Consider the following 25154-nt stretch of genomic DNA (forward strand, 5'->3'; position numbering starts at 1 on the left):
CAACGTCCCTCAGGCCAAAGCCTCCACTCAAGGAACGCTTTCAGAATGGTACTTAACCGTGATTAAGGAAAGTCAGGGAATCCTTACCAACTTATAGGTGTAGGATCTGATGACGTTAGGTCTGTGGGACTATGCAGGTTCATGTGTTGCGCCTATCCTACGTGCAAAGCGGAGGAGACAACGATGAAAGATGAAGCCCCACAAACAGGTTTGGGAACAGGGTTCAACATCCCAGACCCTATGGAAATTCAGTCCCTTAAAGGACATGTGTCTGATGCCGAATGGCAGGCGCGGGTTGAATTGGCAGCCACCTACCGCCTTTGCGCCATGCATGGTTGGACCGATCTGGTGTTCACGCATATTTCTGCAAGATTACCAGACGAGGACGGCGAAGAGCGGTTTTTGATCAACCCTTACGGGGTGATGTTTGACGAAATGACCGCGTCTTGTCTGGTGAAGATCGACACTGAAGGCACCATTTGTCAGGACACGCCGTACTTCATCAATCCGGCAGGATTTACCATCCATTCCGCCATTCACATGGCACGCGAAGACGCAGGGTGTGTGATCCATGTGCACACGCCTTATGGAGTGGCCGTGTCGGTGCAAAAAGACGGGCTGCGTCGGTACACCCAGTTTTCCATGATTGTGAACAATGACTTGGCTTATCATGACTATGAAGGCATTGCGCTGGATTTATCCGAACGGGACCGCATCGTGCAGGATATGGGCGACAAGAACCTGCTGATGTTGCGCAACCACGGCACCCTGACGGTCGGGCCAAACTGTGCGATTGCATTCTTGCGCATGTATTTCCTTGAAAACGCCTGCAAAACGCAAATTTTTGCGCAAAGCGTGGGATCCGAAGACAAGCTGATCGAAGAACCGCCAGCCATGGCTGACACCGTGGGCGGGCAGGCGGCTGCGGCCTTTACGCCGGGTTCTGGTGACAATCTTGTCTGGCCTGGTCTGATGCGCAAATTGAAACGGACCAATCCCGGTCATGATCATTAGCGGGCAACAGCCCCGATCGAAAACATGCCTTTTTACAGTGGGCGACCGCGAGGCGCTGGAAGCCAACCTGCAAGCCAAATACGGCAAGACCAAAGAGGAAGTGGACAGCTTCCTTGCGTCCCACTAAGACGCCGCACGCGACCATCGAAAAGGGCTGCCCTCGGGCGGCTCTTTTTGCGTTTATTGAGGGGACGTCTTCGCCTTGAGTCCTGACTCTAAACTTCTGCTTCCAGAATAAACATCTGGTTGGCAAACGCGGCTTTCAACACAGCCTGTGCCGTCGTCTCAACCGCCAGGTTTTCCCGTGCTAACCGCAGATGTTTTTCCACGGTCGCCGAGGTCAGCCCCATCAAAAGTGCGATATCTTGCATTGTTTTGCCGTCACCAACCCATTCAAGGGCTTCGCGTTGGCGCTTTGTCAGGTTCCGGTTGGGGCCGGAATAGGGCAGCGTCAGAATTTTCAAATGCGCAATATTGTTCATCAGGTGGATATCACGGCCGTGATTTTTCCATACGGCGTCAATGTCTTGCTGTGACAGACCGCGTCGCGCGGTCAAAGCGATTGCACCTTTTGATCGGGCCGAGATGGATTTGAAGCTGATAGTGTAGCCCGCCGTAACCCCCATCGACAGGTTGAAATCCAACACACGCGTTTCGGCAGGTGTCAGGTCTTTCAGGCGATTTTCTGCAGCCAGAATGCCCCAGCTGCTGGCACCTTCATGGGTCAACGCCCAATTGACCATTGGCGCATTGGCATAATGCTGTTCGCCCAAAAACGTGTCGGTGTAGTCTTTGTCGTGGTTGGTGAGGATTATAAAATCCTCGGGGTCGCCAAGGGATGTACCAGAGCGGTACCGCGTGAACCCGTAGATCAGCCGATCGAACCCGTAGTCGGCCATGCGTTCGGTGTGGGCTGTCCATAGCTCTTGCATGCTTTGGCAATTGGACAGGAAATGCAGGTAGCTTCGCATGTCGGCGCTGGTCATGATGTGGCCTGCAAATGGGTGTGCATGGCTGTTATGGCCAGGGGGTATCCATTCGCGCCAAAGCCGCAGATCACCCCAAGGGATGCTTTGGCAATATAGCTCGTGTGCCGGAACTCTTCGCGGGCGTGCACATTGCTCAGATGCAATTCGATGCACGGCAATTCCACGCTGGCGATGGCGTCCATCAACGCAATCGATGTGTGTGTGTAGGCCCCCGCGTTCAAAATCAAACCGCCAAACACCCCTTTGGCGGCATGGATTTCGTCGACCAATGCGCCTTCGTGGTTGGATTGCATGAAGCCTAGGTCAAGGTTCAGTGCTTTTGCATGTGCCCGGCACGTGGCCTCGATGTCGGCCAGTGTCGTGCTGCCGTAGACCTCTGGCTGGCGTGTGCCCAACAGGTTCAGGTTTGGTCCGTTCAGGATCAAGAGTGCGGTCATAACGATGTGTTCCGGCATGAGTGCGTCCCATCTGTGTTAGCTGGGACAGGGGGCGTATGTCTAGTGTATGCGTTGTGTCTGCAAACGCATTACGCCCCAAACACCGCCAGTCCTAGCCAATCTGCCACCAATGCGGGTGTGTCGGATCCTTCGATTTCAATGGTCAACGCATTTTCGCGCAACAGGTCTGTGGCGTTGCGTTGTGTGACCGAGGTCAGAACAAAGCGCCCCCGCAAGCGGCTGCCTGCTGTCACTGGTTTCAGAAAACGCAGTTTGTTGAAACCGTAGTTGATGCCCATCACCTGTCCTTCGGCCATGTCAAAGCAATCGTAGGCAAACCGCGACGCAAGGCTTAGGGTCAAAAACCCATGTGCGATGGTGCCCCCGAACGGGGTTTCGGCTTTGGCGCGTTCTGGGTCGATATGTATCCATTGGTCGTCATGTGTGGTTTTGGCAAAATCGTCGATCATGGCCTGATCAACGGTGATCCAGTTAGAGACGCCGACTTCTGTGCCGATTTGCGCCTCCATTGCTGCTTTTGCGGTTTCAATATGTGTCATGATCATTCTCCCTTTGGGTCGGCACCGACGCGGACCATGCGTTTTCCTTTGTTGTCGCCTGCCAAAAGCCCGATCAGCGCCTTAGGTGCGTTTTCAAGACCCTCAACGATATCTTCGGTGACTTTGATCTGGCCGTTTGCCACCCAGGTTTGCAGCGCGCGGATGGCTTTGTTGTCGTCTTTGGCAAAGTCCATCACGATGAAGCCTTCCATGCGCAGACGTTTGACCACCAAGGCGCCGGGCAGGTTGCGTGGCCCGGTGGGGTTGGCGCTGTCGTATTGGCTGATGGCACCGCAGCAGGCAATGCGGCCCCGTTCGTTCATCAGTGCCACGGTCGTTTCCAACACAGGTCCGCCGACGTTGTCGAAATAAACATCGATCCCGCCCGGGCAGGCGGCGCGCAGGGCTTTGAACAATCCCTTTTCGCGGTAGTCCACACAGGCGTCGAACCCAAGTTCATCAACCACCCATTTGCATTTCTCGGGTCCGCCTGCGATGCCAACCACATGACAGCCAAGGGCTTTGGCGATTTGCCCGACGTAGCCTCCGACCGATCCGGCAGCCGCAGACACAACAACCGTTTCGCCCGCCATAGGGTTTCCGACGCTGACCAGCCCGTGAAATGCTGTTTTGCCTGCGATGCCATAGACCGAAATAAGGTTGGACAACGTGTCGACCTTTGGCAACTTCTGCACAGCGCGAGCGGGGCGCGTGACATAATCAGCCCACACGCTTTCGGCAGCCACAATGTCCCCGACAGCGATTTTCGGGCTGTTGGATACCATGACTTCGCAAATTGAATAGGTGGCCATAACGTCGCCCGCTTTCACAGCGTCGCGGTATGTGGCGCCTTGCATCCATGACCGGTTGGCCGCGTCAATGGACATCAGGATCGTGCGAAGCAACACTTCGCCTTCGCCCGCCACAGGCATTTCGGCATCCTGAAGCGTGAAATGGTCTTCGGTCAATGTGCCTTGCGGCAGCTGTGAAACAATAATTTGACGGTTGGTCATGTTGGGATTTCCTTGTTAGGTTTCTTGGAAAAAGGAGTGTTGAGATGACGCAGGAATACAGGCAGCCAGTGTATCAACCGCCCAAAGGGTCGGCTGACATCATGTTGATCCGGCACGGCGAAAGCATGCCCGCTGTGGCTGGTGTGGATTTTCCGATGAAAGACGGACATGGCAACCCGGCGCTGCACCCCCAAGGGGAACGACAAGCCGTTGCGGTTGGGGAAAGGCTGAAAAACGACACGTTTTCTTGTGTTTACGTGACCAAGCTGCAGCGGACGCATCAAACCGCAGCGCCGCTGCTGGGGCATCTGGGGATGCAATCTGTCGAAGATCCCGACCTGCATGAAGTGCATTTGGGCGACTGGGATGGGGGACTGTACCGCATCAAAGCCGCGCAGGGTGATCCTGCTTTTGATCGCATGCGCGAAACGGGCGAATGGGGCGAAATTCCCGGGGCGGAAACCACGGCGCAGTTCCATGGACGGGTCAAACGCGGATTGGCCCGTGTTGCAGCGGCCCATGCGGACGAACGTGTGGCGGTCTTTGTGCATGGCGGCGTGATCGCGGCGGCGATGTCCATCGCCACAGGGTGTGGCCCGTTTACGTTCGGGGGCGCGGCAAACGGGTCGATCAGCCGGTTGGTCATTACCGGCGATCAGATGGCTGTGCGTGGGTTCAACGACATCAGCCATCTGGAAGGGTTGTAGCGGTTTCAAAGGGTCAGCGCGACTTTACCCAAGACTTTTCGATCCGATATATATTCCAATGCTTTACCGGCATCTTCTAAAGTGAATGTCTGGGTCACACGGGGTTTGATTTGCCCCTTGCTGTACATCGAAAACAGCTCGTTCATGTTTTCCATATGGCCTTTGGGATCCACCATTGTGGACGCCCCCCAGAAGACACCAACGATCTGGCAGGATTTCAGCAACGTCAGGTTTAAGGGGATGCTTGGAATGCCTGCGGGGAAGCCGACCACAAGGAAACGGCCTGCCCATGCCATGGCGCGGACAACAGGTTCCGCGTAATCGCCGCCAACCGCATCATAGGCCACATCCACACCTTTGCCGCCGGTCAAGGATTTGATCTGGTTTGAAAACTCCTTTTGGGCTGCGCGGTCCATGTCGCGGGGATAAATCAAGGTCTCGTCCGCGCCCAGTTCCTTGCAAAACGCCGCTTTGTCTTCGGAGGACACGGCGGCGATGACACGTGCACCGGCGGCTTTGCCCAGTTCGATCGCGGCGGCGCCGACACCGCCAGCGGCGCCAAGGATCAACAAGGTTTCGCCTTCCTTGATCGCAGCACGGTCTTTCAATGCGTGGTGCGACGTGCCGTAGGTCAGCACAAGGCAGGCTGCATCTTCAAACGGCATACCGTCCGGAATCGGCAAACACCGTGCTTCGGCGACACACAAATGCGTGGCAAACCCGCCAAAGCCGGTCATGGCGATCACCTTGTCACCTTCTTTCAGGCCTTTGACACCTTCGCCAACTGCATCAACAACACCTGCCACTTCGCCACCCGGTGCAAAGGGACGTGGCGGTTTCATCTGGTAGAGATCGCGAATGATCAAAGTGTCTGGAAAGTTCACGCCAGCCGCCTTGACTGCGATGCGGACCTCGCCTTTGGCGGGGCTGGGGTCTGGCAGTTCTGTCAGCTCAAGTGTTTCGGGCCCTCCGGCAGCAGTGCTCAACATGGCTTTCATTGTAATCTCTCCCCTAAAAGTTTTGACGTAACGGCATAGCTGCCAGACATCTTGTCAGGGGTAAGTTTGGCTGCAACACTTGGACCAGTAAATGCGAAATACGATTTTGCAGGGTGGAACGTAACGGCATAACCCGCAGCGTCACCTGTCTGGGAGGACAAACATGACCGATACAGATTTGGGTGCTTTCCGCACTGAAACCCGCGCGTGGTTGGAGGCGAATTGCCCCACTGAAATGCGCGATGGTATCCGCGACGAGGAAACGATTTGCTGGGGTGGGCGCAATTGGCAGTTCACGTCAGACGCGCAAAAGACGTGGCTTGAGGTTATGGCGGCCAAGGGCTGGACCGTGCCCACATGGCCCGTGGAATACGGTGGCGCCGGATTGGACCGTGCCCACGATAAGGTTTTGCAAGAAGAACTGGATGCCATCGGGGCGCGCTGGCCGTTGCAAAGCTTTGGCATTTGGATGCTTGGGCCTGCCTTGCTGGCCTTCGGGTCGCATGAGCAAAAACTGCAATATCTGCCGCCAATTGCACGCGGCGAGGTGCGCTGGTGTCAAGGCTATTCAGAACCGGGAGCAGGTTCGGATTTGGCAAGTGTTCAGACCAAAGCAGCCAGTGATGGCGACCATTATGTTGTGAATGGACAAAAGGTCTGGACATCCTATGCGGACAAAGCCGACTGTATTTTTGCGCTTGTGCGCACCGATCCGGACGCGAAAAAGCATCTTGGAATTTCCTTCCTTTTGATCGACATGGACACAGCCGGAGTGTCGACGAAACCCATTCGCTTGATCTCTGGATCGTCTCCGTTCTGTGAAACATTCTTTGATGATGTGCGGGTGCCCAAATCCAATGTGGTGGGCACTGAACATCGTGGCTGGGACGTGGCAAAGCACTTGTTGACCCACGAACGCGAGATGATTTCTGGTGGTGGTGCGGGTCTGCTTGGGACACGGTCTTTGGGGGCCGTTTTGGCTGAACACGACGGTGGCATGGATGCAATCACGCGCGCCGAAGCCCTGCAATGTGAAGTCGACCAGCTGGCCATTGGCCTAACATTGGAACGCTACAAGGATCAGGCCGAAACAGGCGGTGGTGTTGGCGATGCCTCGGCCATGCTCAAATATGAAGGCACGGAATTGAACAAACGCCGCCACGAACTGTTGATGTCTGCCGGTGGTGCAGATGCGCTGGAATGGGAAGGCACCCACGCAGGGCTGGCTGCCGACTGGTTGCGCACAAAGGCCAATTCCATCGAAGGCGGCACATCAGAAGTGATGTTGTCGATCATTTCACGCCGCATTCTTGGGCTTCCGGGGTAAGAACACATGACCACTTTGATGATGTCAGAAGACGAAACCATGTTGCAGGACGCCGCCCGCGGCTTCCTTGATGGCGCGGCCCCGGTGTCGCATTTGCGCGCGTTGCGCGATGCCGGCGAAACCCATGATGCAAATCTATGGGGCGAAATGGCGGCAATGGGCTGGACAGGCGTGCTGGTGCCCGAGGACGCAGGCGGCTCTGATATGGGGCATGCGGCGGCTGGTATTTTGGCGCAGGAAATGGGCAAGACGCTTGTCACATCGCCTTTTCTATCAACCGCAGTGATTGCGGCCACAGCCTTGCGGCAAGTGGCAACGGACCGCTCAAAGGCAGCTTTGGGGCAGATCGCTGAAGGTAAGGTTATTTATGCTTTGGCTATTGACGAAGGGCACAAACACGATCCCGACGCGACCGCGTTGCAAGCTGTGGCTGATGGAAATGGCTTTAAATTGACCGGTTCGAAAGGTTTTGTGGTCGATGGCGCCAACGCAGATCGTGTTTTGGTTTTGGCGCGCGCCGAGGCAGGGTTGACCCTGTTTGATTTACCCGCTGACCGTGACGGTATCACACGCACGGCCAACGCAATGATCGATGCACGCGATGCGGCTGCTGTTGATTTTGCTGATGTTGAGGCGACGGGCGATGATGTTGTCGGCACAGTGGGGGATGCGATGACAGTGTTGCAGCCCGCACTCAATGCGGGACAGGCAGCCCTTGCCGCAGAAATGGCGGGGCTTGCCGCGGGTGCTTTTGGCATGACGGTGGGATATCTGAAGGAACGCAAACAGTTCGGCATCGAAATCGGGCGCTTTCAAGCACTGCAACATCGCGCCGCACATTTGTGGTGCGAAACCGAGGTAACAGCGTCGGCTGTGCGCAACGCAGGTCGCGTGCTGGACGAGGACATCGACAATGCCACCATGGCGGTTTCTCTTGCCAAGGCGCGTGCCACAGACACGGCCAAACTGGCAGTGATAGAAGGGGTGCAGATGCACGGTGGCATCGGGATGACGGATGCTTTTGACATGGGCTTTTATATGAAGCGGGCCCGCGTCGCTGCGGAATGGCTTGGCGATTACGGTTATCATGCGGAACGCGTGGCTGCGGCCCGCGGGTTTTAAGGAACTTGAACTATGACACCTAACGATCTGTTTTCATTGAATGGTAAGGTGGCCCTGGTCACTGGCGGTGCCACAGGTATCGGGCGCATGGCAGCCACGGGTTTGGCGCAAGCGGGCGCACATGTGTTTATAGCGTCGCGCAAAGCGGACGCCTGCGAAGCCGTCGCGCAAGAAATCAACGACAGCGGTGTGCCGGGCCAAGTCACAGGCTTTGGCGGGGATGTGGGCAGCGCGGACGGTGTCGCGGCGATGGTTGAAGAGATCACCAAACGCACCGACACGCTCAACATCCTGATGAACAACGCGGGCATCACTTGGGGGGCGCCGCTTGGCCAGTTCCCGTTTGAGGCTTGGGCCAAAGTGCAGGGCGTCAACAACGCAGGCCTGTTCCATCTTACGCAATCTTTGCTGCCGATCCTGATCAAATCCGCCAGACCCGATGATCCGGCGCGTGTGGTCAATGTGGGCTCGGTCATGGGGGACGCGCCTTTGGGGGATGGGGCCTATAGCTATGCGGCGTCCAAGGCGGCCGTACACCAGATCACCCGGATCATGGCCAAGGAACTTGCAGGCCATCATGTCACAGTGAACGCGCTTGCGCCGGGCCCATTTGTCAGCCGTATGACGGCCTTTGCGACAGCAGATGAAAGTATGCGCGAAAAGGTCGGCCAAGATGTGCCTTTGGGACGCGTGGGACGGGACGAAGACATTGCAGGATGCATGCAGTTTTTGTGCGGCAAAGGGGGCAGCTTCTTGACGGGGGCCATCTTGCCCGTCTCAGGCGGTATACAAGTGATGAGCGGCCCAAATCTGTTCGGTTCAGCCTTGGAGGGCTAAAGAATGATACGTTTCGACGATCAAGTGGCGATTGTGACAGGTGCGGGTGTTGGCCTTGGGCGCAGCCACGCACTTGGGCTTGCGGCGCGGGGGGCCAAGGTCGTGGTCAACGATCTGGGCGTTTCGACCGACGGAAAAGGCAAATCCTCGGATGCCGCACGGGGTGTCGTGGCCGAGATTGAGGCCATGGGCGGCGAGGCGTTTGTGCATGGCGCCGATGTCACGGACCAAGGTCAGGTCAATGATATGATCGGCCAAACGATGAAGCGATGGGGGCGGATCGATATTCTGGTCAACAACGCCGGCATCCTTTTGGACAAAACATTCGCCAAGATGAGCATGGGGGACTTTCGCAAAGTTGTAGATGTGCATCTGATGGGCAGCGCCAATTGCTGCCATGCGGTTTGGCCCATTATGCGAGAACAAAAATATGGTCGGATTGTGCTGACCTCCTCCGCGTCAGGGCTTTACGGCAATTTCGGACAATCCAACTACGGTGCTGCCAAGGCAGCCATGGCGGGGTTGATGAATGTGCTGCACCATGAAGGTGGGCGTGATGACATCCGGGTCAACACGCTGGCACCGACAGCTGCGACGCGTATGACGGAACAATTGCTGCCGCCAGAGGCGCTGGAAGTGCTGCAACCGGAAACGATCACGCCAGGCTTGCTCTACCTTGTGAGCCAAGACGCGCCATCCAAGACCATCCTCAGCGCCGGTGCAGGGGTGTTTGCCCAGACCCGCATCTATGAAACCCAAGGGCAACTGATCGAAGGCGACATCACGCCTGAAGCCGTCGCAGCCCAATGGAGCAAGATCACCGATCCAACAGATCAGGAAGAACTGCAAGACGCGTTTTCCCAAACCCGCAAATACGCCAAACGCGCCGCAGAGGCCAAAGGCATCAAACTCGACTGGTAATCCCAGATCTATCTTCATTTCGCCCGATAAACCTCGGGGGTCTGGGGGCAGCGCCCCCGGTCCAAACCAAACCATAAGGAACCAAACCTATGCGTGACGCAGTTATCGTATCCACCGCCCGTACCCCCATCGGCAAAGCCTACCGGGGCGCTTTCAACGCCACCACGCCGCAACAGCTTGCAGCGCATGCGATTGAACACGCCGTGGCGCGTGCTGGCATCGACGGGTCCGAAATCAGCGATTGCGTCATGGGCGCGGCATTGCAACAGGGCCATTCCGGCGGCAACATCGCGCGTCAGGCCGCCATTCGCGCAGGCCTGCCCGTCACTGTGGCTGGCATGTCTCTGGACCGTCAATGCGCCTCTGGCATGATGGCGATTGCAACAGCGGCCAAGCAGGTTATCACCGATGGTATGGATGTCGTGATTGGCGGCGGTGTGGAAAGCATTTCTATGGTGCAAACCCCTGAAATGCGCGTGGGCGCGGACAAGTGGCTGAAAGCGAACAAGCCGGAAATCTACATGACGATGCTGGAAACCGCTGAAAACGTGGCAGAACGCTACAACGTCAGCCGCGAAGCACAAGACGAATACGCCGCTGAATCCCAAGAACGCACACATCAGGCGCAACAAGCAGGCCGCTTGGACGATGAAATCGTCGCCATGACCACAACCATGATGGTGCAAAACCGTGAAACCAAAGAAATCACATCACACGAAGTCACTCTGGACAAAGATGAAGGCAACCGTCCGGGCACATCCGCCGAAAGCCTTGCAGGGCTAAAGCCTGTCTTCAAAGACGGCATGAACTTGGCCGAAGGCAAATTCATCACAGCGGGCAATGCGTCGCAACTGTCTGACGGCGCCTCTGCCGCTGTGGTCATGGAAGCCTCTGTTGCCGAGAAAAAGGGCCTGCAACCTTTGGGCCGTTATGTGGGCGTGATGGCCGCAGGCTGTGAGCCGGACGAGATGGGCATTGGCCCGATCTATGCCGTGCCAAAACTGCTTGAAGCGCATGGGCTGAAAATGGACGACATCGGCCTTTGGGAACTGAATGAGGCTTTCGCCAGCCAAGTCATCGCGTCCCGTGACGTTTTGGGCATCCCAAACGAGATCCTGAACGTGAACGGCGGCGCCATTTCCATCGGCCACCCTTACGGCATGTCGGGCGCGCGTATGGTCGGCCACGCGTTGATCGAAGGCAAACGTCGCGGCGCGAAATACGTGGTCTGCACCATGTGCATCGGCGGCGGCATGGGGGGCGCGGGTCTCTTCGAAGTCCTGTAAGCCGTTGTTTACCAACAAGAGAGGCGGGTTTGCTGCCCGCCTCAATCTTTCCTCCTTTGATAAGGTGCTAAACCATATGCCCAGAGACGATTCACACCTTCCAAAAGCCCTACAAGGGCTGCGCGTGCCTTTGGTGGCCTCGCCGTTGTTTATTATCTCTGTTCCAGAACTGGTGATTGCGCAGTGCAAAGCGGGCATCGTTGGGTCTTTTCCAGCTTTGAATGCGCGGGAAGGCGAGGGTGAGCATCCGCTGCTCGACACGTGGCTGACGCAGATCAAAGAGGAATTGGACCGTCACAATCAGGCCAATCCGGATACACCTGCAGCGCCATATGCGGTGAACCAGATTGTGCACCGGTCAAACGGGCGGCTTGATCGTGATCTGGAGATTTGTGTGAAACACGAAGTGCCGATCTGGATCACGTCGCTGGGCGCGCGGGTCGAGGTCAACGAGGCGGCGCATTCCTGTGGCGGCATCGTTCTGCACGACATTATCAACAACCGTTTTGCCAAGAAGGCCATTGAAAAAGGGGCTGATGGGTTGGTTGCTGTGGCCGCGGGCGCTGGTGGTCATGCAGGTGAGCAATCGCCGTTCGCTTTGATCCGTGAGATCCGGGAGTGGTTCGAAGGGCCATTGTTGCTGTCCGGTGCAATTGCGACGGGTGAAAGCCTATTGGCCGCGCGCGCGATGGGGGCCGATTTGGGCTATACTGGCACGCCGTTTATCGCAACGGATGAAGCCAACGCCCAACAAGAATACAAACAGATGATCGTGGATTCCGGTGCAGAGGATATTGTGTATTCCTCTTTGTTTACAGGGGTTTGGGGTAATTACTTGCGCGGTTCTGTTGAGGCGGCAGGCATGGACCCCGACAATCTGCCACAGGCTGACAGTTCTTCTATGAACTTCTCGGAAGGCTCGTCAAAACCCAAAGCGTGGAAAACCATTTGGGGGTCCGGTCAGGGTATCGGCGCAGTGAAATCCATCGGTCCAGCTGGCGCGATTGTCGACAGGATGGCAGCAGAATATGCAGCGGCGGGCGCGAAATTGGCAAAGGAATTTTCCTGATGGCTGAGCTGGTCGTAGTGCGCCACGGGCAGGCGGCGTTCGGACAGGAAAACTACGATCAACTTTCAGATGTGGGCTTTGAACAGGCGCGGCTGGCGGGGGATATTTTACGCCAGACGGGCTGGGTGCCGGATCGTTTGGTGTCTGGCACGCTTGAACGGCAACGCGATACTTTGAGCGCGATGAAGTTTGATGGCAGCGCTGAGGAACATGCCGGTTTTAACGAATATGATTTTGTCGATTTGCTGCGCGCCAAGTACCATGGCAATGTGCCGGAACTGGTCAAAGGCGATCGCAAGGTCCATTTTCGCACGCTGCGCGAGACTGTTTTTGAATGGCAGGACGATCAATTGGACGATCCCTATGAAACATGGGGTCAGTTCGAGACCCGCGTGGCCGAGGCGCTGAAATTTGCGACAGACACGGACGCACGGCGCGTTTTGGTGGTGTCTTCGGGCGGTGTGATTGGCCAGTTGGTGGCCAGCACGATGCAAGCACCAAAACGGATGATGATGGAGGTGAATTTGCAGATCAAAAACGCATCCATCACGCGGTTTGTGTTTTCCAAAGGGCGCGTGTTTGTGACTGGCATGAACGCGACGCCGCATCTGGATCACCCCGACACTCAACATTTAATGACTTATAGCTGAGAGGCCGACATGGCGGACACGCAAACACTCGATCTGGACGCGGTTGGCGCATATCTAAAGAACCATCTGGACGGATTTGAAGGCCCGATCGAGGCCGAAAAATTCGCAGGTGGGCAATCCAACCCGACGTTTTTGTTGAAAACACCGGCCCGCAATTTCGTTTTGCGCCGCAAGCCGCCCGGAAAGCTGTTGAAATCAGCCCACGCCGTTGATCGCGAGTTTCGTGTGCAAAAGGCGTTGTGGGACACGGATGTGCCTGTATCGAAAATGCATGTGCTGTGTGAAGACGATGCGGTGATTGGGTCATCGTTTTACATCATGGATCAGGTGGTTGGTCGTAATTTCAATGAACCCACGCTGAACGGGCGAACGGTTGAAGAACGCACCGCGATCATTGGCGATATGAACCGTGTGTTGGCGGCACTGCATGATGTGGACATCGAAGCCGTCGGGCTTGGTGATTATGGCCCTCCCGGCAACTATTTCGAACGCCAGATCGGGCGCTGGACCAAACAATACAAAGCTTCTGAAACGGGTGATGTGCCAGCCATGGATCGATTAATGGATGCTTTGGCGGATCGCATGCCCACCGATGACGGGCAGCGCACGTTGGTACATGGGGACTACCGGATCGACAATATGATCTTCGAGGCCGACGGCACCAATTGTTTGGCTGTTCTGGATTGGGAGCTAAGCACGACAGGCCATCCCTATGCGGATCTGGCGTCGGTGATCATGCAATGGCAATTGCCTGCAGGCAAAGAAGGTCGCGGGCTGGCTGGTGTGGACCGCGCAGCATTGGGGCTGCCGACGGATCAAGAGTTTATCGACCAATACTGCATGCGTCGTGGCATTGATGGTATTGATAACTTTGGGTTTTATGTCGGTTTTTGCTTTTTCCGTATGGCCGCAATCATTCAGGGGGTGTTGAAACGCGCTTTGGATGGCAATGCGTCCAATCCTGAACGTGCGATGAAGGTGGGGGCCTTTGTTCCTGTGTTTGCACAGAACGGATTGAAGGCCCTGGATTTGTAACACCCTGACTTGCCTGCCTTTGTTTTCGGCAAAAGTCCAAGAATTGAGCATATCGCCTTTTTTGAATTTTGAGGGCCAGGGCACACACGCGCCTTGGCCCTTTTGCGTGTTCTTGTGCGCCCAAATGCCCTTGCGTCACTTTCAGTCGGTTTGATGACTGTAGAACGTGATATGAAAATCCGTCTGTCGGGGTGTTTTGCACTTGCAGAAAGTATTGAGTAGTTTGCATCTGTAAGAATTTCGAAAACTATACAATAATTTCAATATCATAAAGCATGACGTTCACGTAAATTGGTGCATGTGCAGCAATTTTTGGGTTAAAAAACAAGACAAATAGTCTCGTTTTTCTTAATCAATACCGCTTTAGTTTGGCAAAAGGGCGGTTTTTCAAAAGCTTGACTTATATCCTACGTGTGCGACGCTTCCTGCATACCGACACTAACGAAATACACGAGATGTATGTCGGATATTGTTCTAGGGAGGAACTTCTATGCGTAAATCCATTAAACTTGGTGTATCCGCGGCGCTGGCGCTGTCTGTCAGCTCTGTGGCGGTCATGGCCGACATCAAAGTCGCGTTTATTGACCCATTGTCAGGCCCTTTTGCCAGCACAGGCACAAACGGGCTGCACCAATTTGAATTCGCGGCGGACTACTTGATCAACCAAAACGGTGGTGTTCTGGGTGGCCAAAATATCGAAATCGTCGCCTTTGACAACAAGATCAGCCCGAAAGAGTCGCTGATCCAGTTGCAGGTCGCAATCGACCAAGGCATTCGCTTTATCGCGCAGGGCAACTCTTCGGGTGTTGCGAACGCAATCACGGAAGCCGTTGAAAAGCATAACAAACGCAACCCAGACGACCGCGTGTTGTTCCTCAACTACGCGGCTGTTGATCCGGCTTTGACAAACGACAAGTGCAACTTCTGGCACTTCCGTTTTGACGCCAACGCCGACATCAAGATGGACGCGTTGACGGATTCAATTGCCGCTGATGAAGGCATCAAAAAGGTCTACATCATCGGTCAGGACTATTCGTTCGGCAAAGCGGTATCTGCTGCGGCCAATCGTTTCCTTGGCGAAAAGCGTCCCGATATCGAAATCGTCGGTGACGAATTGCACCCGATCGGCAAAGTGAAAGACTTTACCCCGTATTCACGTAAAATCGTCGCGTCCGGCGCACAAGCGGTCATCACAGGTAACTGGGGTGCGGATATGTTGGGCCTTGGGAAGTCCATCGTTGAAAACGGTTATGACGGCCCGATCTACACGTACTATGCTGCGGGTTCCGGTATCACGGCGGCCTTTGGTGAAACAGGCGAAGGCGTGATCCGTCTGGTGTCTGAGGGTCAGATCAACCCGCCCGTGTCTGATGCGGCAGCTGACTACTACAATGCGTTCAAAGCGAAGTATCCTGACGGCAACGTGGACCAATCCCGCATCACCAACACCATTGGCATGCTGGCCGCGGCGATCGATGCGGCGGGCACGGCTGATGATGTTGTGAAAATTGCCTACGAGCTGGAAGGCATGACCTACGATTCACTCTGGGGTGGTCAGGTTATGATGCGTGAAAACGATCACCAGGCGATCCAGAACGTCCACATTCAGGCCCACACAAAAGAAGGCATCACTTTTGCCTACGACGGGTCCGAGTATGGTGTGAAAGCGATCAAAACGATCGAAATGGCATCTGCGGACTCTGAGTCCTCATGCAACATGAAGCGCCCATAAGCGCTTTTTGACTGACCCGTCCTGCCGGATCGGCGGGGCGGGTCATGCCGCACCTTTTCCAACCACCAACCCACAGTCCTTTGGGGGGCACCGATGGAACTCATCCTCGTCAATCTTATCGACGGGCTTGTGACCGGATTGCTGTTGTTTATGCTTTCGGCCGGCCTGACGCTTATTTTCTCAATGATGGGCGTTTTGAACTTTGCCCATGCCAGTTTTTACATGCTGGGCGCGTATTTCGGATACCAGATCAGTCTGGCGCTTGGCTTTTGGGTCGCGTTGCTGGTGGCGCCCGTCGTCGTGGGTGTGATGGGGGCAGGGGTTGAACGCTACGGATTGCGGCGTGTGCACCAATACGGCCATGTGCCCGAGTTGATTTTTACCTTCGGGCTTGCGCTGCTGATCGAAGAACTGGTGCAGTTCGTCTGGGGCAAGAACCAGATGCCCTTTGATATTCCGGATGTTTTAAACTTTACCGCCTTTGCCATCGCGGGCAATTCTATTCCCGCGTACAAGATTTTCATGATCTTCATATCGATCGCGATCTTCATCGGGCTTTTGTACATCCTGACCAGAACGCGCGTGGGCATGATTATTCAAGCCGCCTTGAGCTATCCCAAAACGGTTGAGGCCCTGGGCCACAATGTCCCGTTGATCTTTATGGGTGTGTTTGGTGTTGGCACCGCGCTGGCAGGTGTTGCGGGGGTCATTGCAGGGCCGGTTCTGGGCACGTTCCCGGGCATGGCGTTTGTGCTGGGCTCGATTGTGTTTGTAACAATCGTCATTGGTGGTCTTGGATCGCTTTGGGGCGCCCTTGTCGCGTCGTTGTTGATCGGTTGGATCACCACATTCGCCAAGGCGTACAACCTTGCCATGTCGGATGTGTTGAATGCCATCGGCATCGCCACACCAGAGAACCTGGATGACAATATTTTTAGAGACCTTTGGACGGTTACCAGCCCCCAGATCGCAGATATTCTGCCTTATATCTTGATGGTGCTGATCCTGATCTTCCGTCCTTATGGCCTATTTGGGAACCGTGACGCATGAGCAATCAAGCCACAAACACCGCTTCGCCGATGCGTGCAGGACTTCTGTCCATCACCTATATGCCATGGATCATCGCAGGTGTTTTACTGCTGATCTTGCCGTTCATTTTCACCAACAATTCGTCCATCACCATCATGAACCAGATGTGGATCACGGTGATCTTTGCACTGGCCTACAATATGTTGCTGGGTCAGGGGGGCATGCTTTCCTTTGGCCATGCGGTCTACATGGGGCTTGGCGGATTTTTCTGCATGCACGTCATGAACTACGTTGAAGATTTCGGGGTGGCCTTTCCCTTGCCGTTGCTGCCGCTGTTTGGCGGTCTGTTCGGCATGGGCTTTGCGATGCTTATCGGATCGTTTTCGACGACCGGGGCTGGCACACGCTTTGCCATGATCTCGCTTGGGGTCGGGGAATTGATTGCTGCCTGTTCGATCATCATCGTGGCCTTCTTTGGCGGTGAAGAGGGGATTTCGGGCGACCGGACGTATGGTCTGCCATTCTTTGGCATCGAGTTTCTGAAACAGATCGAGGTGTATTACCTGATTTCCTTCTGGCTGATGGTGTCTGCGGTTCTGATGTATCTGTTTTCACGCACACCTGTGGGGCGTATGGCCAATGCGGTGCGCGACAACCCCGAACGGGCGGCCTTCTTGGGATACTCTGCGCGCTGGGTACGCTTTTACAGCTTTGCGGCGTCCGGTTTTTTCTGCGGCATCGCAGGCGGGTTGTTTGCGATCAACTACGAGATCCTGACCGAAGAAAACCTGAACGCAGCGTCCTCTGGTGTGATCCTTCTGGTGACCTTTTTGGGCGGCGTCGGCTTCTTTTTCGGGCCGATCATCGGGGCGATTGCCTTCACGCTGTTGCAGACGGTCTTGTCTTTGGAAACAGAGCTTTGGGCGTTCTACGCAGGCTCCCTGTTCCTTGCCACGGTTATGTTCTTCCCCGGGGGCCTTGCAGGGCTGATGATGATGCATGTGCCTGCGATGCGCTTTGGAAAGCTTGGCACATTGACCATGCCATACGTGAAAACGCTTTTGCCTGGATTGATTGCGGTGTTGGGGTTGGCCTGCTTGGTCGAAATGACGTTCCACTATCGGCACGCGGCCACAGGAGACAATGAGATGACCCTGTTCTGGACCACCTTTGACAGCCACAGCATCGTGCCGTGGATCATCGTCTTTGCGGTGACGGCTGTGGCGTTCTGGATCACGCGTAAAACCGCGCCTGCCTTGAAAGAGGCATGGGGCGAAGCCAACACACCCCCAAAAGGAGGCGTTTGAAATGGCGGCTGCATTACATCTCAACGGGCTGTGTAAAGCCTTTGGAAAAACCGAAATTATCCGCGGCGTGGAATTGGAAATTGCAAAAGGCGAACGCCATGCGATCATCGGGCCGAATGGCGCTGGCAAGTCGACGCTGTTCAATCTGATCACGGGGCGTTTTCCGCAGACCTCTGGTACGATCTCGCTTCATGGCGCGGATCTTGCGGGCAAAGCCCCACATGAGATCAACCGCATGGGTCTGTCGCGGTCATTCCAGATCACCAACATCTTTGGCAACATGACGGTGTTTGAAAACGTGCGCTGTGCGTTGCTGTGGTCGATGGGGTACAAGTATTCCTTCTGGAACTTGTTGGATCGCAGCCGCGCTTTGACGGAAGGGGCCGAGGAAATCCTCGAACAGATCAACCTGACGGAGCGGCGCAATCTGCCTGCGGGGGTTCTGTCCTACGCAGAACAGCGCGCCCTTGAAATCGGGATCACCATTGCCGGTGGCGCTGACGTTATCATGCTGGACGAACCCACGGCAGGCATGAGCCATTCGGAAACCGACTACATTGTGGATCTCATCCGCAAAGTCACCGAAAACAAGACATTGGTGATGGTCGAACACGACATGGGTGTGGTGTTTGGTTTGGCGGACTACATTTCGGTGCTGGTTTACGGCGAAATCATCGCAACAGGCCGCCCCGAAGAAGTGCGCGCCAACCCTAAAGTGCAAGAAGCCTATCTGGGCGAAGTTTTGGAGGCAGACCACTGATGCTCGAAGTCACAGACCTGCACGCCTACTATGGCAAATCGCACATCCTGCAAGGGGTAAACCTGAACATAAAGGAAGGCGAAATCGTAGCCCTTCTGGGCCGCAACGGGGTTGGGCGTTCCACCACCTGCAAGGCGATCATGGGTGAAGTCGAACCACATGGATCGGTGAAGTTCAAAGGCCAGGAGATTGCCGGCAAAAAGGCCTTTGAAATCGCAAACATCGGTCTTGGGTATGTGCCTGAAAATCGCGATATCTTTCCAGGATTGACGACCCGCCAAAACCTGATTTTGGGTATGAAACCGGGCCAGAAAGAAGGTGTGGGACGTTGGAGCATGGAAAACATGTTTGATATGTTCTCGAACCTGAAAGAACGCGCCGATGTTGAAGCATCCGTGATGTCGGGGGGCGAACAGCAGATGCTGACCATGTGCCGCACTTTGATGGGCGATCCTGAACTTGTGATGATTGACGAGCCCACAGAAGGGTTAAGTCCGCAAATGGTGCAGCGTGTGGCCGACGTTTTGCAAGAGATCGCAAAGCGCGGCGTAGCGACGTTGCTTGTCGAGCAAAAGCTGTCGATTGCGATGGATATTGCCGATCGTGTGTACGTTATGGGACATGGCAAAGTTGTCTTTGAAGGTACACCTGACGAACTGCGTGGACGTGATGATGTTCGCAAAGAATGGCTAGAGGTCTAACAGGCCTTCGATAGTGAAAAGGTGCCGGACATTTAAGGTGTCCGGTAGCATGCCCATCGTGTGAAACGATTAGGGGCTTTGCGTGCCTAACCGCCATTCCAAATCACTTAATGAATCTTTGCCAAAAAACATCTCGTCTCCCACAAACATAGTAGGAGACCCAAAGCACCCGCGATCCACGGCACTTTGTGTCACATCTGCCAATTGTGACTTTATTTCAGTATCTTGAATTGCGTTGTTAATGTTGTCTAGCGGGGCATCTACATCGTTCAGGACCTTATCTACGACACCAGATTCAGCAAGGTTTCGGCCTTCGATCCACATCGCGTCAAACAGCCGATCAATATAGGCTGTTTCCCAGTGTTTGCCCTGTGCATAGACGGCACCCCGCATCAAATTCACGGTATTGACGGGAAAATGCGGGTTGAATTTTAACGGCACCTCAAAGCGTTCCAGAAAACGGGCCATTTCGACGCGCATGTAGTCTATTTTTCCCGTCACCTCACGAAACGCGACAAGCGGAGCTGCGTTGTTCGTGGTTTTGAACACGCCGCCCAACAAAAACGGTTTATAGATCAGCTTTGCGTCTGTGCGTTTCGCAATACCGGTCAACAGTTTGTGGGCGATATAGGCATTGGGGCTGCTGAAATCGTAATAAAATTCAATCGTTTGCATAGTGTTGGCTTTCTTGAAGTCGCAGGGGCTTTCCCCTTTCCCAAAGGCTACGCTTGGGGTGACGCTGCGGTCAATCGTGTCCCTGGGGCAGATTTCCCTTTCCGCGTCTTCCACTGTGCGGCAAACTTGATCGAAACAAGGGGCGCAAAATGACAGACACACAGTGGATCACGCAGATAAAACACGACGGCGGTGTTATAGAGCTTTCTCTGAACGCGGCCCCCGTCAACGCGTTGACGCCGGAAAAGTTGATGGGCTACCGCGATGTGCTGCACCAATTGGGCGCGGATAAAGATGTGAAGGCCATTGTGCTGACCAGCCCCTTGAAAGTCCTGTCTGCGGGGCTGAACTTGAAAGCCGCTCAGGACTTTGATGAAGCGCAACAAAAAGCGATTGTGCACGGGCTGAACGAAGGGTTTTTGGCACAATACAGTTGTCCCAAGCCTGTCATATGTGCAGTTAACGGCGCGGCGATTGCGGGGGGGCTGTTTTTTGTTCTGGCCGCAGATCATCGCGTCGCTGACACCCGCGCACAGTTTGGTTTGGCCGAGGTCCGTGTCGGTGTCGACTTCCCCGTTGGTCCGGTGGAAATCGCCCGTGCCACATTGGACACCAACACGCTGCGTCGTTTGATCTTACGTGGAAAACCCATCGGCGCCGAGGCCGCATTGGCGGCGGGCCTTGTGGACGATGTGGTTGAACCGGATGCCCTACATGCCTGCGCCCTTGAAGCGGCCCAAGAATTTGCACAGCTTCCCCCAAAAGCCTTTGCATCCATCAAGCACCAGATCAGGGGTGATGTGATTGCGCAAATAAAGGCGGCCACAACGGCAGAGCCCGATTTGTGGTTCACCGACGAAACCCGTCCCGCCATGCAAAAGATGTTGGGGTAGCCGATGTTCAATCTTGATGTAAACCGTTTGGATCCCGTGAAAGCGTGGATGCAATCCTACGTCGATGACGGGAAGTTTGCAGGTTGCGCCACGCTTGTTTTGGAAAACGGCCATGAACGGTTTTTCCATACCGCCGGGTATGCCGATCTTGCATCCGGGCGACCGTTTGAGCGCGACACAATCGCACGCATTTATTCGATGACCAAACCTGTGACGACTGTGGCTTTGATGATTTTGGTTGAACGTGGTTTGGTGCATCTGGACGCGCCGGTGTCGCGGTTTTTACCAGAATTCAAAGACTGTCGTGCCTTGCGTCCCGGGGCACAGGATATTGACGACACGGTGCCGTGCCCCAGTCCGACGTTGCACCAGTTGCTGACGCACACATCGGGTCTGAGCTATCCGTTCAACCCGGGTGTGCTGGCCGCCGAAATGGCTGAAGACGATCTTGTTTTTAAGCCTGATCAAGGCGCTTTGGCTGACATGTGCAAAGCGGTCGCCAAATTGCCGTTGTCCTTTGTGCCAGGCACACGTTGGGAATACTCGGTTGGTATTGATGTGATCGGACGGGTCATCGAGGTGATTACCGGCCAAGATCTGGCACTGACAATTCAACAAATGATCCTGGATCCGTTGGGCATGGAAGACACAGGATTTTCCGTGCGCACCGGTCACCAAGACCGTTTTGCATCCTTGTATACGCCCCTGACGGGCGATCCACTTGCCTTGAATACGACGCAACGGGGCAGCGATGCACCATCCTTGCGCTGTGTCGACACCAACAAAGGGTCGCCCTTTCTGGCGGCCTCTATGGCGTCGGGCGGTGGGGGACTTGTCGGCACAATCGACGACTACGCGCGTTTTTCTGAAATGCTGCGGCTGGGTGGAATATCTGGGGATGTGCGATTGCTGTCCACGGCGACAGTTGCCTTCATGATGCGTAATCATTTGCCGGGCGACATTGCATCCATGGGACCACAAAGCTTTGCGGAACAACCGATGGAAGGCATGGGGTTTGGACTGGGGGGCGCGGTTGTCCTTGATCCGGCCAGAGCGCGCTCTGCGGGATCTGTAGGCGATTTCAGTTGGGGCGGCATGGCGTCTACGTTTTTCTGGATTGACCCGGTTCAGGATCTTTCGGTGATCTTCTTCACGCAGCTCTCGCCGTCATCCTCCTATCCTGCACGCCCCGAATTGAAGGCCTTGGTTCACGGAGCATTGATATGACAAACCCTGTTTTATGGACCCCCAGCGAAGATCGCTACAACACGTCGACTATGGCGGAATTTGAACGATTTTTACATGAAAAGAACGGTCTAACATTTTCTGACTACAACGAAATGTGGGACTGGAGCGTCACTGGCCTTGACGCTTTTTGGTCTGCAATCTGGGCGTTTTTTGACATGAAATCCTCGACGCCGTTCGACAAAATGTTGTCCCGCTCCGTCATGCCCGGGGCGGACTGGTGCGACGGGGCACATGTTAACTATGCGCAAAACATCTTACGTCATGCAGATGTGCGTCCCGATGCGGACGCGCTGTGTGTGCAGTCTGAAACCTTTGGAACCCAGACGTTAAGCTGGACAGAGCTGCGCCAAAAAGTGGCCAATTTTGCGGATCATTTGCGGGGCTGCGGCGTTGTGAAAGGCGACCGCGTTGTTGCGATTTTACCCAATACCGAAACGGCGCTGATTGCGTTTTTGGCCACAGCCAGTCTTGGGGCGATTTGGTCGCTCTGCGCACCCGACATGGGCCATGTCGCGGTTCTGGACCGGTTTCGTCAGATCGAACCCAAAGTCTTGATCGCGCAAAACAGCTATGTGCATGCGGGCAAACACGTGGATCGCAGTGCCGTTGTGGCGCAAATCGCGGACGGTTTGCCATCGGTGCGCCACAAGCTGCTTGTGGCGGCTCACACCGATGGAGATGGCGGTGCACTGCAAGGTTGGGCCCAGTTTCAGGCCGCCTGTGATGGGCACGCGCAATTGGATTATGCGCAAGTGCCGTTCGATCATCCTTTGTGGATTGTTTACAGCTCTGGAACCACTGGCAATCCCAAACCCATCGTGCACGGCCACGGCGGCATCATGTTAGAAGCTGCCAAGCAGTCTTTGCATCACGATTTGACCCACAAAGACCGCTTTTCGTGGATCACGTCCTCGGGATGGATCATGTGGAACGCGCAGTGGATGGCTTTGGGGCAGGGCGCATGTGTGTGCCTGTTCGACGGCGCACCGCACCATCCCGATTTGATGGAGGTCTGGAAATTTGTGGCGTCGCAAAAGCTCACGTTTTTCGGGGCAGGGGCTGCGTTTTTCGACGGATGTCGCAAAATTGGTGTCATGCCGCGTGATGCTGTGGACTTGGACTGTCTGCGCTCCATCGGATCGACGGGATCGCCTTTGTCGTCGGATGCCTACGACTGGATTTACAAGGACGTGAAAGCGGACGTGTGGTTGGCGCCTATTTCGGGCGGCACGGACCTTGCAGGTGCGTTTGTGTTGGGGCACCCCGGCATGGCCGTACGTGCCGGCGAAATGCAATGTCGCGCGTTGGGCAATGCAGTCCATGCGTTCGACGGGGCGGGCAACGCGTTGACAGGGGAAGTGGGGGAATTGGTGTGTACCCAGCCTTTGCCCTCCATGCCGCTCTTTTTCTGGGGCGACGACGATGGCAGCCGTTTGCACGACAGCTATTACGATATGTACCCCGGCATCTGGCGACATGGCGATTGGATCGAAATTCGCGCCGACGGGTCTTCGGTGATTTACGGACGCTCTGATGCCACGATCAATCGCAAAGGCTTGCGGATGGGATCGGCAGAAATCTATCAGGCGGTTGAAGCTTTGGATGAGGTGCTGGATTCACTGGTCGTCGATCTTGAATTTTTGGGCCGCGACAGCTTCATGCCACTGTTTGTTGTCACACGAGGCGCTTTGACAGATACGACAAAGCAGGACATCAACGCAGCTATCCGCACGGCAGTGTCTCCGCGTTTTGTGCCAAATGAAATCGTCAGTGTTGATGAAATCCCGCGCACTCTCTCGGGTAAAAAGCTTGAAGTTCCTGTGAAAAAACTGCTGTTGGGGGGCAATCCGAACACTGTGGTAAACCGCGATTCCATGGCCAACCCGGACAGCTTCGATTTTTTCATCGCTTTTGCACAGGACCTGAATACATGACTGAAACGCACCAGAAGCTGTTGGATCTGTTGGCGCTTGAACCGCTTGAAGTCGATTTGTTTCGCGGCACGGGGCAGGGTGGTGAAACGCCAACCCGCATCTTCGGCGGGCAGGTGATCGGACAGGCGCTGGCCGCGGCTTATGGCACTGTGACAGACCGCTTATGCCATTCGCTGCACGCTTATTTCATTCGGCCGGGTGATCCGGAAATACCCGTCATTTATCAAGTGGACCGCGCCCGCGACGGCGGCAGCTTCACAACGCGGCGGGTTGTGGCCATTCAACATGGCAAACAGATCCTGAATATGTCCGCCAGCTTTCATGTGAAAGAAGAGGGCTGGAACCATCAGCATCCGATGCCTGATGTTTCTGCCCCGGAAAATTGGCCCGACCGTCGTGATTTGCGTGCAGAAGAGGCCGACAAACTTCCTGAAAAGTTCCGCAAAGATTTCTTGCGGCCCCGACCTATCGACATCCGTGAAGTCGCACCACGGGACTTCTTTGACCCAGCACCGGCAGACGACAAAAACCATCTGTGGTTTCGCATGTCTGAGGCAGCGGGATGCAGCCCCCAAATGCAGCATTGCCTGCTGGCCTACGCCTCTGACATGAACTTGCTGGGGTCCTCGTTGCGGCCACATGGCCTGACATGGTTCAAAGGCGAAGTGATGTCGGCCAGCCTTGACCACGCCATGTGGTTTCATGGAACACCGCAATTTCAAGACTGGCATCTTTACTCAATGGACAGCCCGTGGACCGGCAATGCGCGCGGCTTCAACCGCGGCAGCATATACGACAAAAATGGGACGCTGATCGCCTCAACCGCTCAAGAAGGACTGGTCCGCCCTATCAAACCCCGCAGCTGATCGGGCTTCATCTCGCTAAATAAACCTCGGGGGAGGCCAAAGGC

Annotated in this window: 25 protein-coding genes; 19 read left to right on the forward strand and 6 right to left on the reverse strand. The window is 55.3% G+C overall.

All coding sequences use genetic code 11. The features are described 5' to 3' along the window. The first annotated feature begins 183 nt into the window (after positions 1 to 183). The gene (locus ABJL60_RS05020) at positions 184 to 1014 is read left to right on the forward strand and encodes a class II aldolase/adducin family protein (protein WP_348289202.1); all 831 of its coding nucleotides are present in this window, start codon (positions 184 to 186) and stop codon (positions 1012 to 1014) included. A 215-nt stretch (positions 1015 to 1229) separates the two neighbouring features. Here ABJL60_RS05020 and ABJL60_RS05025 read toward each other — a convergent pair whose 3' ends face one another. The 4 genes from ABJL60_RS05025 to ABJL60_RS05040 form a co-directional block, all read right to left on the reverse strand. After that, entirely contained in the window at positions 1230 to 2000 is a 771-nt protein-coding gene (locus ABJL60_RS05025) for a LuxR family transcriptional regulator (RefSeq protein WP_348289198.1), read from the reverse strand. After that, the gene (gene aroQ, locus ABJL60_RS05030; RefSeq protein WP_348289275.1) at positions 1997 to 2440 is read right to left on the reverse strand and encodes a type II 3-dehydroquinate dehydratase; all 444 of its coding nucleotides are present in this window, start codon (positions 2438 to 2440) and stop codon (positions 1997 to 1999) included. The genes ABJL60_RS05025 and aroQ overlap by 4 nt, the downstream gene beginning before the upstream one ends. A gap of 89 nt (positions 2441 to 2529) precedes the next feature. Beyond that, on the reverse strand, positions 2530 to 3000 hold the full coding sequence (locus ABJL60_RS05035) for a MaoC family dehydratase (protein WP_348375125.1): 471 nt from the start codon (positions 2998 to 3000) through the stop codon (positions 2530 to 2532). A 2-nt stretch (positions 3001 to 3002) separates the two neighbouring features. Then, the gene (locus tag ABJL60_RS05040; protein WP_348375127.1) at positions 3003 to 4013 is read right to left on the reverse strand and encodes an NADP-dependent oxidoreductase; all 1011 of its coding nucleotides are present in this window, start codon (positions 4011 to 4013) and stop codon (positions 3003 to 3005) included. Positions 4014 to 4057: 44 nt separating this feature from the next. Between ABJL60_RS05040 and ABJL60_RS05045 the strand changes: the two genes are divergently transcribed. After that, entirely contained in the window at positions 4058 to 4720 is a 663-nt protein-coding gene (locus ABJL60_RS05045) for a histidine phosphatase family protein (protein WP_348375129.1), read from the forward strand. Positions 4721 to 4725: 5 nt separating this feature from the next. Here ABJL60_RS05045 and ABJL60_RS05050 read toward each other — a convergent pair whose 3' ends face one another. Next, positions 4726 to 5718, reverse strand: coding sequence for an NADPH:quinone oxidoreductase family protein (locus tag ABJL60_RS05050; protein WP_348375131.1), 993 nt, complete (start codon positions 5716 to 5718; stop codon positions 4726 to 4728). A gap of 163 nt (positions 5719 to 5881) precedes the next feature. Between ABJL60_RS05050 and ABJL60_RS05055 the strand changes: the two genes are divergently transcribed. From ABJL60_RS05055 to ABJL60_RS05115, 13 genes are all read left to right on the forward strand, one after another. After that, positions 5882 to 7045: an acyl-CoA dehydrogenase family protein gene (locus ABJL60_RS05055; protein ID WP_348289189.1), complete on the forward strand. Its 1164-nt coding sequence runs from the start codon at positions 5882 to 5884 to the stop codon at positions 7043 to 7045. 6 nt (positions 7046 to 7051) lie between these two features. After that, entirely contained in the window at positions 7052 to 8167 is a 1116-nt protein-coding gene (locus ABJL60_RS05060; protein WP_348375133.1) for an acyl-CoA dehydrogenase family protein, read from the forward strand. Positions 8168 to 8179: 12 nt separating this feature from the next. Then, complete coding sequence (locus ABJL60_RS05065; RefSeq protein ID WP_348375135.1) at positions 8180 to 9004, forward strand: SDR family NAD(P)-dependent oxidoreductase; 825 nt, start codon at positions 8180 to 8182, stop codon at positions 9002 to 9004. Between the two features lie 3 nt (positions 9005 to 9007). After that, positions 9008 to 9925, forward strand: coding sequence for an SDR family NAD(P)-dependent oxidoreductase (locus tag ABJL60_RS05070; RefSeq protein ID WP_348289183.1), 918 nt, complete (start codon positions 9008 to 9010; stop codon positions 9923 to 9925). Positions 9926 to 10014: 89 nt separating this feature from the next. Then, positions 10015 to 11211, forward strand: coding sequence for an acetyl-CoA C-acyltransferase (locus ABJL60_RS05075; protein WP_348289181.1), 1197 nt, complete (start codon positions 10015 to 10017; stop codon positions 11209 to 11211). A 76-nt stretch (positions 11212 to 11287) separates the two neighbouring features. Further along, positions 11288 to 12280, forward strand: coding sequence for a nitronate monooxygenase family protein (locus ABJL60_RS05080; protein ID WP_348375137.1), 993 nt, complete (start codon positions 11288 to 11290; stop codon positions 12278 to 12280). After that, positions 12280 to 12930, forward strand: a complete 651-nt coding sequence (locus ABJL60_RS05085) for a histidine phosphatase family protein (RefSeq protein WP_348375139.1) — start codon at positions 12280 to 12282, stop codon at positions 12928 to 12930. The genes ABJL60_RS05080 and ABJL60_RS05085 overlap by 1 nt, the downstream gene beginning before the upstream one ends. A 9-nt stretch (positions 12931 to 12939) precedes the next feature. Continuing rightward, positions 12940 to 13965, forward strand: coding sequence for a phosphotransferase family protein (locus ABJL60_RS05090; RefSeq protein WP_348375141.1), 1026 nt, complete (start codon positions 12940 to 12942; stop codon positions 13963 to 13965). 490 nt (positions 13966 to 14455) lie between these two features. Next, positions 14456 to 15697, forward strand: coding sequence for a branched-chain amino acid ABC transporter substrate-binding protein (locus ABJL60_RS05095; protein WP_108828528.1), 1242 nt, complete (start codon positions 14456 to 14458; stop codon positions 15695 to 15697). A 93-nt stretch (positions 15698 to 15790) separates the two neighbouring features. Beyond that, positions 15791 to 16747: a branched-chain amino acid ABC transporter permease gene (locus ABJL60_RS05100; RefSeq protein WP_108828526.1), complete on the forward strand. Its 957-nt coding sequence runs from the start codon at positions 15791 to 15793 to the stop codon at positions 16745 to 16747. Beyond that, entirely contained in the window at positions 16744 to 18033 is a 1290-nt protein-coding gene (locus ABJL60_RS05105; RefSeq protein WP_348375142.1) for a branched-chain amino acid ABC transporter permease, read from the forward strand. The genes ABJL60_RS05100 and ABJL60_RS05105 overlap by 4 nt, the downstream gene beginning before the upstream one ends. 1 nt (position 18034) lies before the next feature. After that, positions 18035 to 18793: an ABC transporter ATP-binding protein gene (locus ABJL60_RS05110; RefSeq protein ID WP_108828523.1), complete on the forward strand. Its 759-nt coding sequence runs from the start codon at positions 18035 to 18037 to the stop codon at positions 18791 to 18793. Continuing rightward, complete coding sequence (locus tag ABJL60_RS05115) at positions 18790 to 19494, forward strand: ABC transporter ATP-binding protein (RefSeq protein WP_348375369.1); 705 nt, start codon at positions 18790 to 18792, stop codon at positions 19492 to 19494. The genes ABJL60_RS05110 and ABJL60_RS05115 overlap by 4 nt, the downstream gene beginning before the upstream one ends. Positions 19495 to 19563: 69 nt before the next feature. On the opposite strand, the gene ABJL60_RS05120 is transcribed toward ABJL60_RS05115, so the two are convergent. Then, positions 19564 to 20169 (reverse strand): 2-hydroxychromene-2-carboxylate isomerase, encoded by a 606-nt coding sequence (locus tag ABJL60_RS05120; RefSeq protein WP_348375144.1) that lies wholly within the window; start codon positions 20167 to 20169, stop codon positions 19564 to 19566. Positions 20170 to 20318: 149 nt separating this feature from the next. On the opposite strand from ABJL60_RS05120, the gene ABJL60_RS05125 reads away from it, so the two are divergent. The 4 genes from ABJL60_RS05125 to ABJL60_RS05140 are packed head-to-tail and all read left to right on the forward strand — an operon-like array spanning position 20319 to position 25110. Further along, positions 20319 to 21062, forward strand: a complete 744-nt coding sequence (locus tag ABJL60_RS05125; protein WP_348375146.1) for an enoyl-CoA hydratase/isomerase family protein — start codon at positions 20319 to 20321, stop codon at positions 21060 to 21062. A 3-nt stretch (positions 21063 to 21065) separates the two neighbouring features. Further along, a complete protein-coding gene (locus ABJL60_RS05130) occupies positions 21066 to 22289 on the forward strand; it encodes a serine hydrolase domain-containing protein (RefSeq protein WP_348375148.1) in 1224 nt (407 codons plus the stop codon). Next, entirely contained in the window at positions 22286 to 24244 is a 1959-nt protein-coding gene (locus tag ABJL60_RS05135) for an acetoacetate--CoA ligase (RefSeq protein WP_348375149.1), read from the forward strand. The genes ABJL60_RS05130 and ABJL60_RS05135 overlap by 4 nt, the downstream gene beginning before the upstream one ends. Further along, on the forward strand, positions 24241 to 25110 hold the full coding sequence (locus ABJL60_RS05140; protein WP_348375151.1) for an acyl-CoA thioesterase II: 870 nt from the start codon (positions 24241 to 24243) through the stop codon (positions 25108 to 25110). Before ABJL60_RS05135 ends, ABJL60_RS05140 begins: the two co-directional genes overlap by 4 nt. The last annotated feature ends 44 nt before the right edge of the window (positions 25111 to 25154 follow it).

This window comes from Ascidiaceihabitans sp. (assembly GCF_039986515.1).
In the GTDB taxonomy this organism is placed as follows: Bacteria; Pseudomonadota; Alphaproteobacteria; order Rhodobacterales; family Rhodobacteraceae; genus Ascidiaceihabitans.

What these genes read in the sequence shown, in the direction of transcription:
- aroQ (WP_348289275.1), bottom strand. Translation starts at nt 2,440, where the DNA reads ATGACCGCACTCTTGATCCTGAACGGACCAAACCTGAACCTGTTGGGC.
- ABJL60_RS05100 (WP_108828526.1), top strand. Translation starts at nt 15,791, where the DNA reads ATGGAACTCATCCTCGTCAATCTTATCGACGGGCTTGTGACCGGATTG.
- ABJL60_RS05135 (WP_348375149.1), top strand. Translation starts at nt 22,286, where the DNA reads ATGACAAACCCTGTTTTATGGACCCCCAGCGAAGATCGCTACAACACG.
- ABJL60_RS05050 (WP_348375131.1), bottom strand. Translation starts at nt 5,718, where the DNA reads ATGAAAGCCATGTTGAGCACTGCTGCCGGAGGGCCCGAAACACTTGAG.
- ABJL60_RS05040 (WP_348375127.1), bottom strand. Translation starts at nt 4,013, where the DNA reads ATGACCAACCGTCAAATTATTGTTTCACAGCTGCCGCAAGGCACATTG.
- ABJL60_RS05075 (WP_348289181.1), top strand. Translation starts at nt 10,015, where the DNA reads ATGCGTGACGCAGTTATCGTATCCACCGCCCGTACCCCCATCGGCAAA.
- ABJL60_RS05140 (WP_348375151.1), top strand. Translation starts at nt 24,241, where the DNA reads ATGACTGAAACGCACCAGAAGCTGTTGGATCTGTTGGCGCTTGAACCG.
- ABJL60_RS05025 (WP_348289198.1), bottom strand. Translation starts at nt 2,000, where the DNA reads ATGACCAGCGCCGACATGCGAAGCTACCTGCATTTCCTGTCCAATTGC.
- ABJL60_RS05070 (WP_348289183.1), top strand. Translation starts at nt 9,008, where the DNA reads ATGATACGTTTCGACGATCAAGTGGCGATTGTGACAGGTGCGGGTGTT.
- ABJL60_RS05060 (WP_348375133.1), top strand. Translation starts at nt 7,052, where the DNA reads ATGACCACTTTGATGATGTCAGAAGACGAAACCATGTTGCAGGACGCC.
- ABJL60_RS05105 (WP_348375142.1), top strand. Translation starts at nt 16,744, where the DNA reads ATGAGCAATCAAGCCACAAACACCGCTTCGCCGATGCGTGCAGGACTT.
- ABJL60_RS05065 (WP_348375135.1), top strand. Translation starts at nt 8,180, where the DNA reads ATGACACCTAACGATCTGTTTTCATTGAATGGTAAGGTGGCCCTGGTC.
- ABJL60_RS05090 (WP_348375141.1), top strand. Translation starts at nt 12,940, where the DNA reads ATGGCGGACACGCAAACACTCGATCTGGACGCGGTTGGCGCATATCTA.
- ABJL60_RS05120 (WP_348375144.1), bottom strand. Translation starts at nt 20,169, where the DNA reads ATGCAAACGATTGAATTTTATTACGATTTCAGCAGCCCCAATGCCTAT.
- ABJL60_RS05085 (WP_348375139.1), top strand. Translation starts at nt 12,280, where the DNA reads ATGGCTGAGCTGGTCGTAGTGCGCCACGGGCAGGCGGCGTTCGGACAG.
- ABJL60_RS05045 (WP_348375129.1), top strand. Translation starts at nt 4,058, where the DNA reads ATGACGCAGGAATACAGGCAGCCAGTGTATCAACCGCCCAAAGGGTCG.
- ABJL60_RS05095 (WP_108828528.1), top strand. Translation starts at nt 14,456, where the DNA reads ATGCGTAAATCCATTAAACTTGGTGTATCCGCGGCGCTGGCGCTGTCT.
- ABJL60_RS05110 (WP_108828523.1), top strand. Translation starts at nt 18,035, where the DNA reads ATGGCGGCTGCATTACATCTCAACGGGCTGTGTAAAGCCTTTGGAAAA.
- ABJL60_RS05125 (WP_348375146.1), top strand. Translation starts at nt 20,319, where the DNA reads ATGACAGACACACAGTGGATCACGCAGATAAAACACGACGGCGGTGTT.
- ABJL60_RS05080 (WP_348375137.1), top strand. Translation starts at nt 11,288, where the DNA reads ATGCCCAGAGACGATTCACACCTTCCAAAAGCCCTACAAGGGCTGCGC.
- ABJL60_RS05130 (WP_348375148.1), top strand. Translation starts at nt 21,066, where the DNA reads ATGTTCAATCTTGATGTAAACCGTTTGGATCCCGTGAAAGCGTGGATG.
- ABJL60_RS05035 (WP_348375125.1), bottom strand. Translation starts at nt 3,000, where the DNA reads ATGACACATATTGAAACCGCAAAAGCAGCAATGGAGGCGCAAATCGGC.
- ABJL60_RS05020 (WP_348289202.1), top strand. Translation starts at nt 184, where the DNA reads ATGAAAGATGAAGCCCCACAAACAGGTTTGGGAACAGGGTTCAACATC.
- ABJL60_RS05055 (WP_348289189.1), top strand. Translation starts at nt 5,882, where the DNA reads ATGACCGATACAGATTTGGGTGCTTTCCGCACTGAAACCCGCGCGTGG.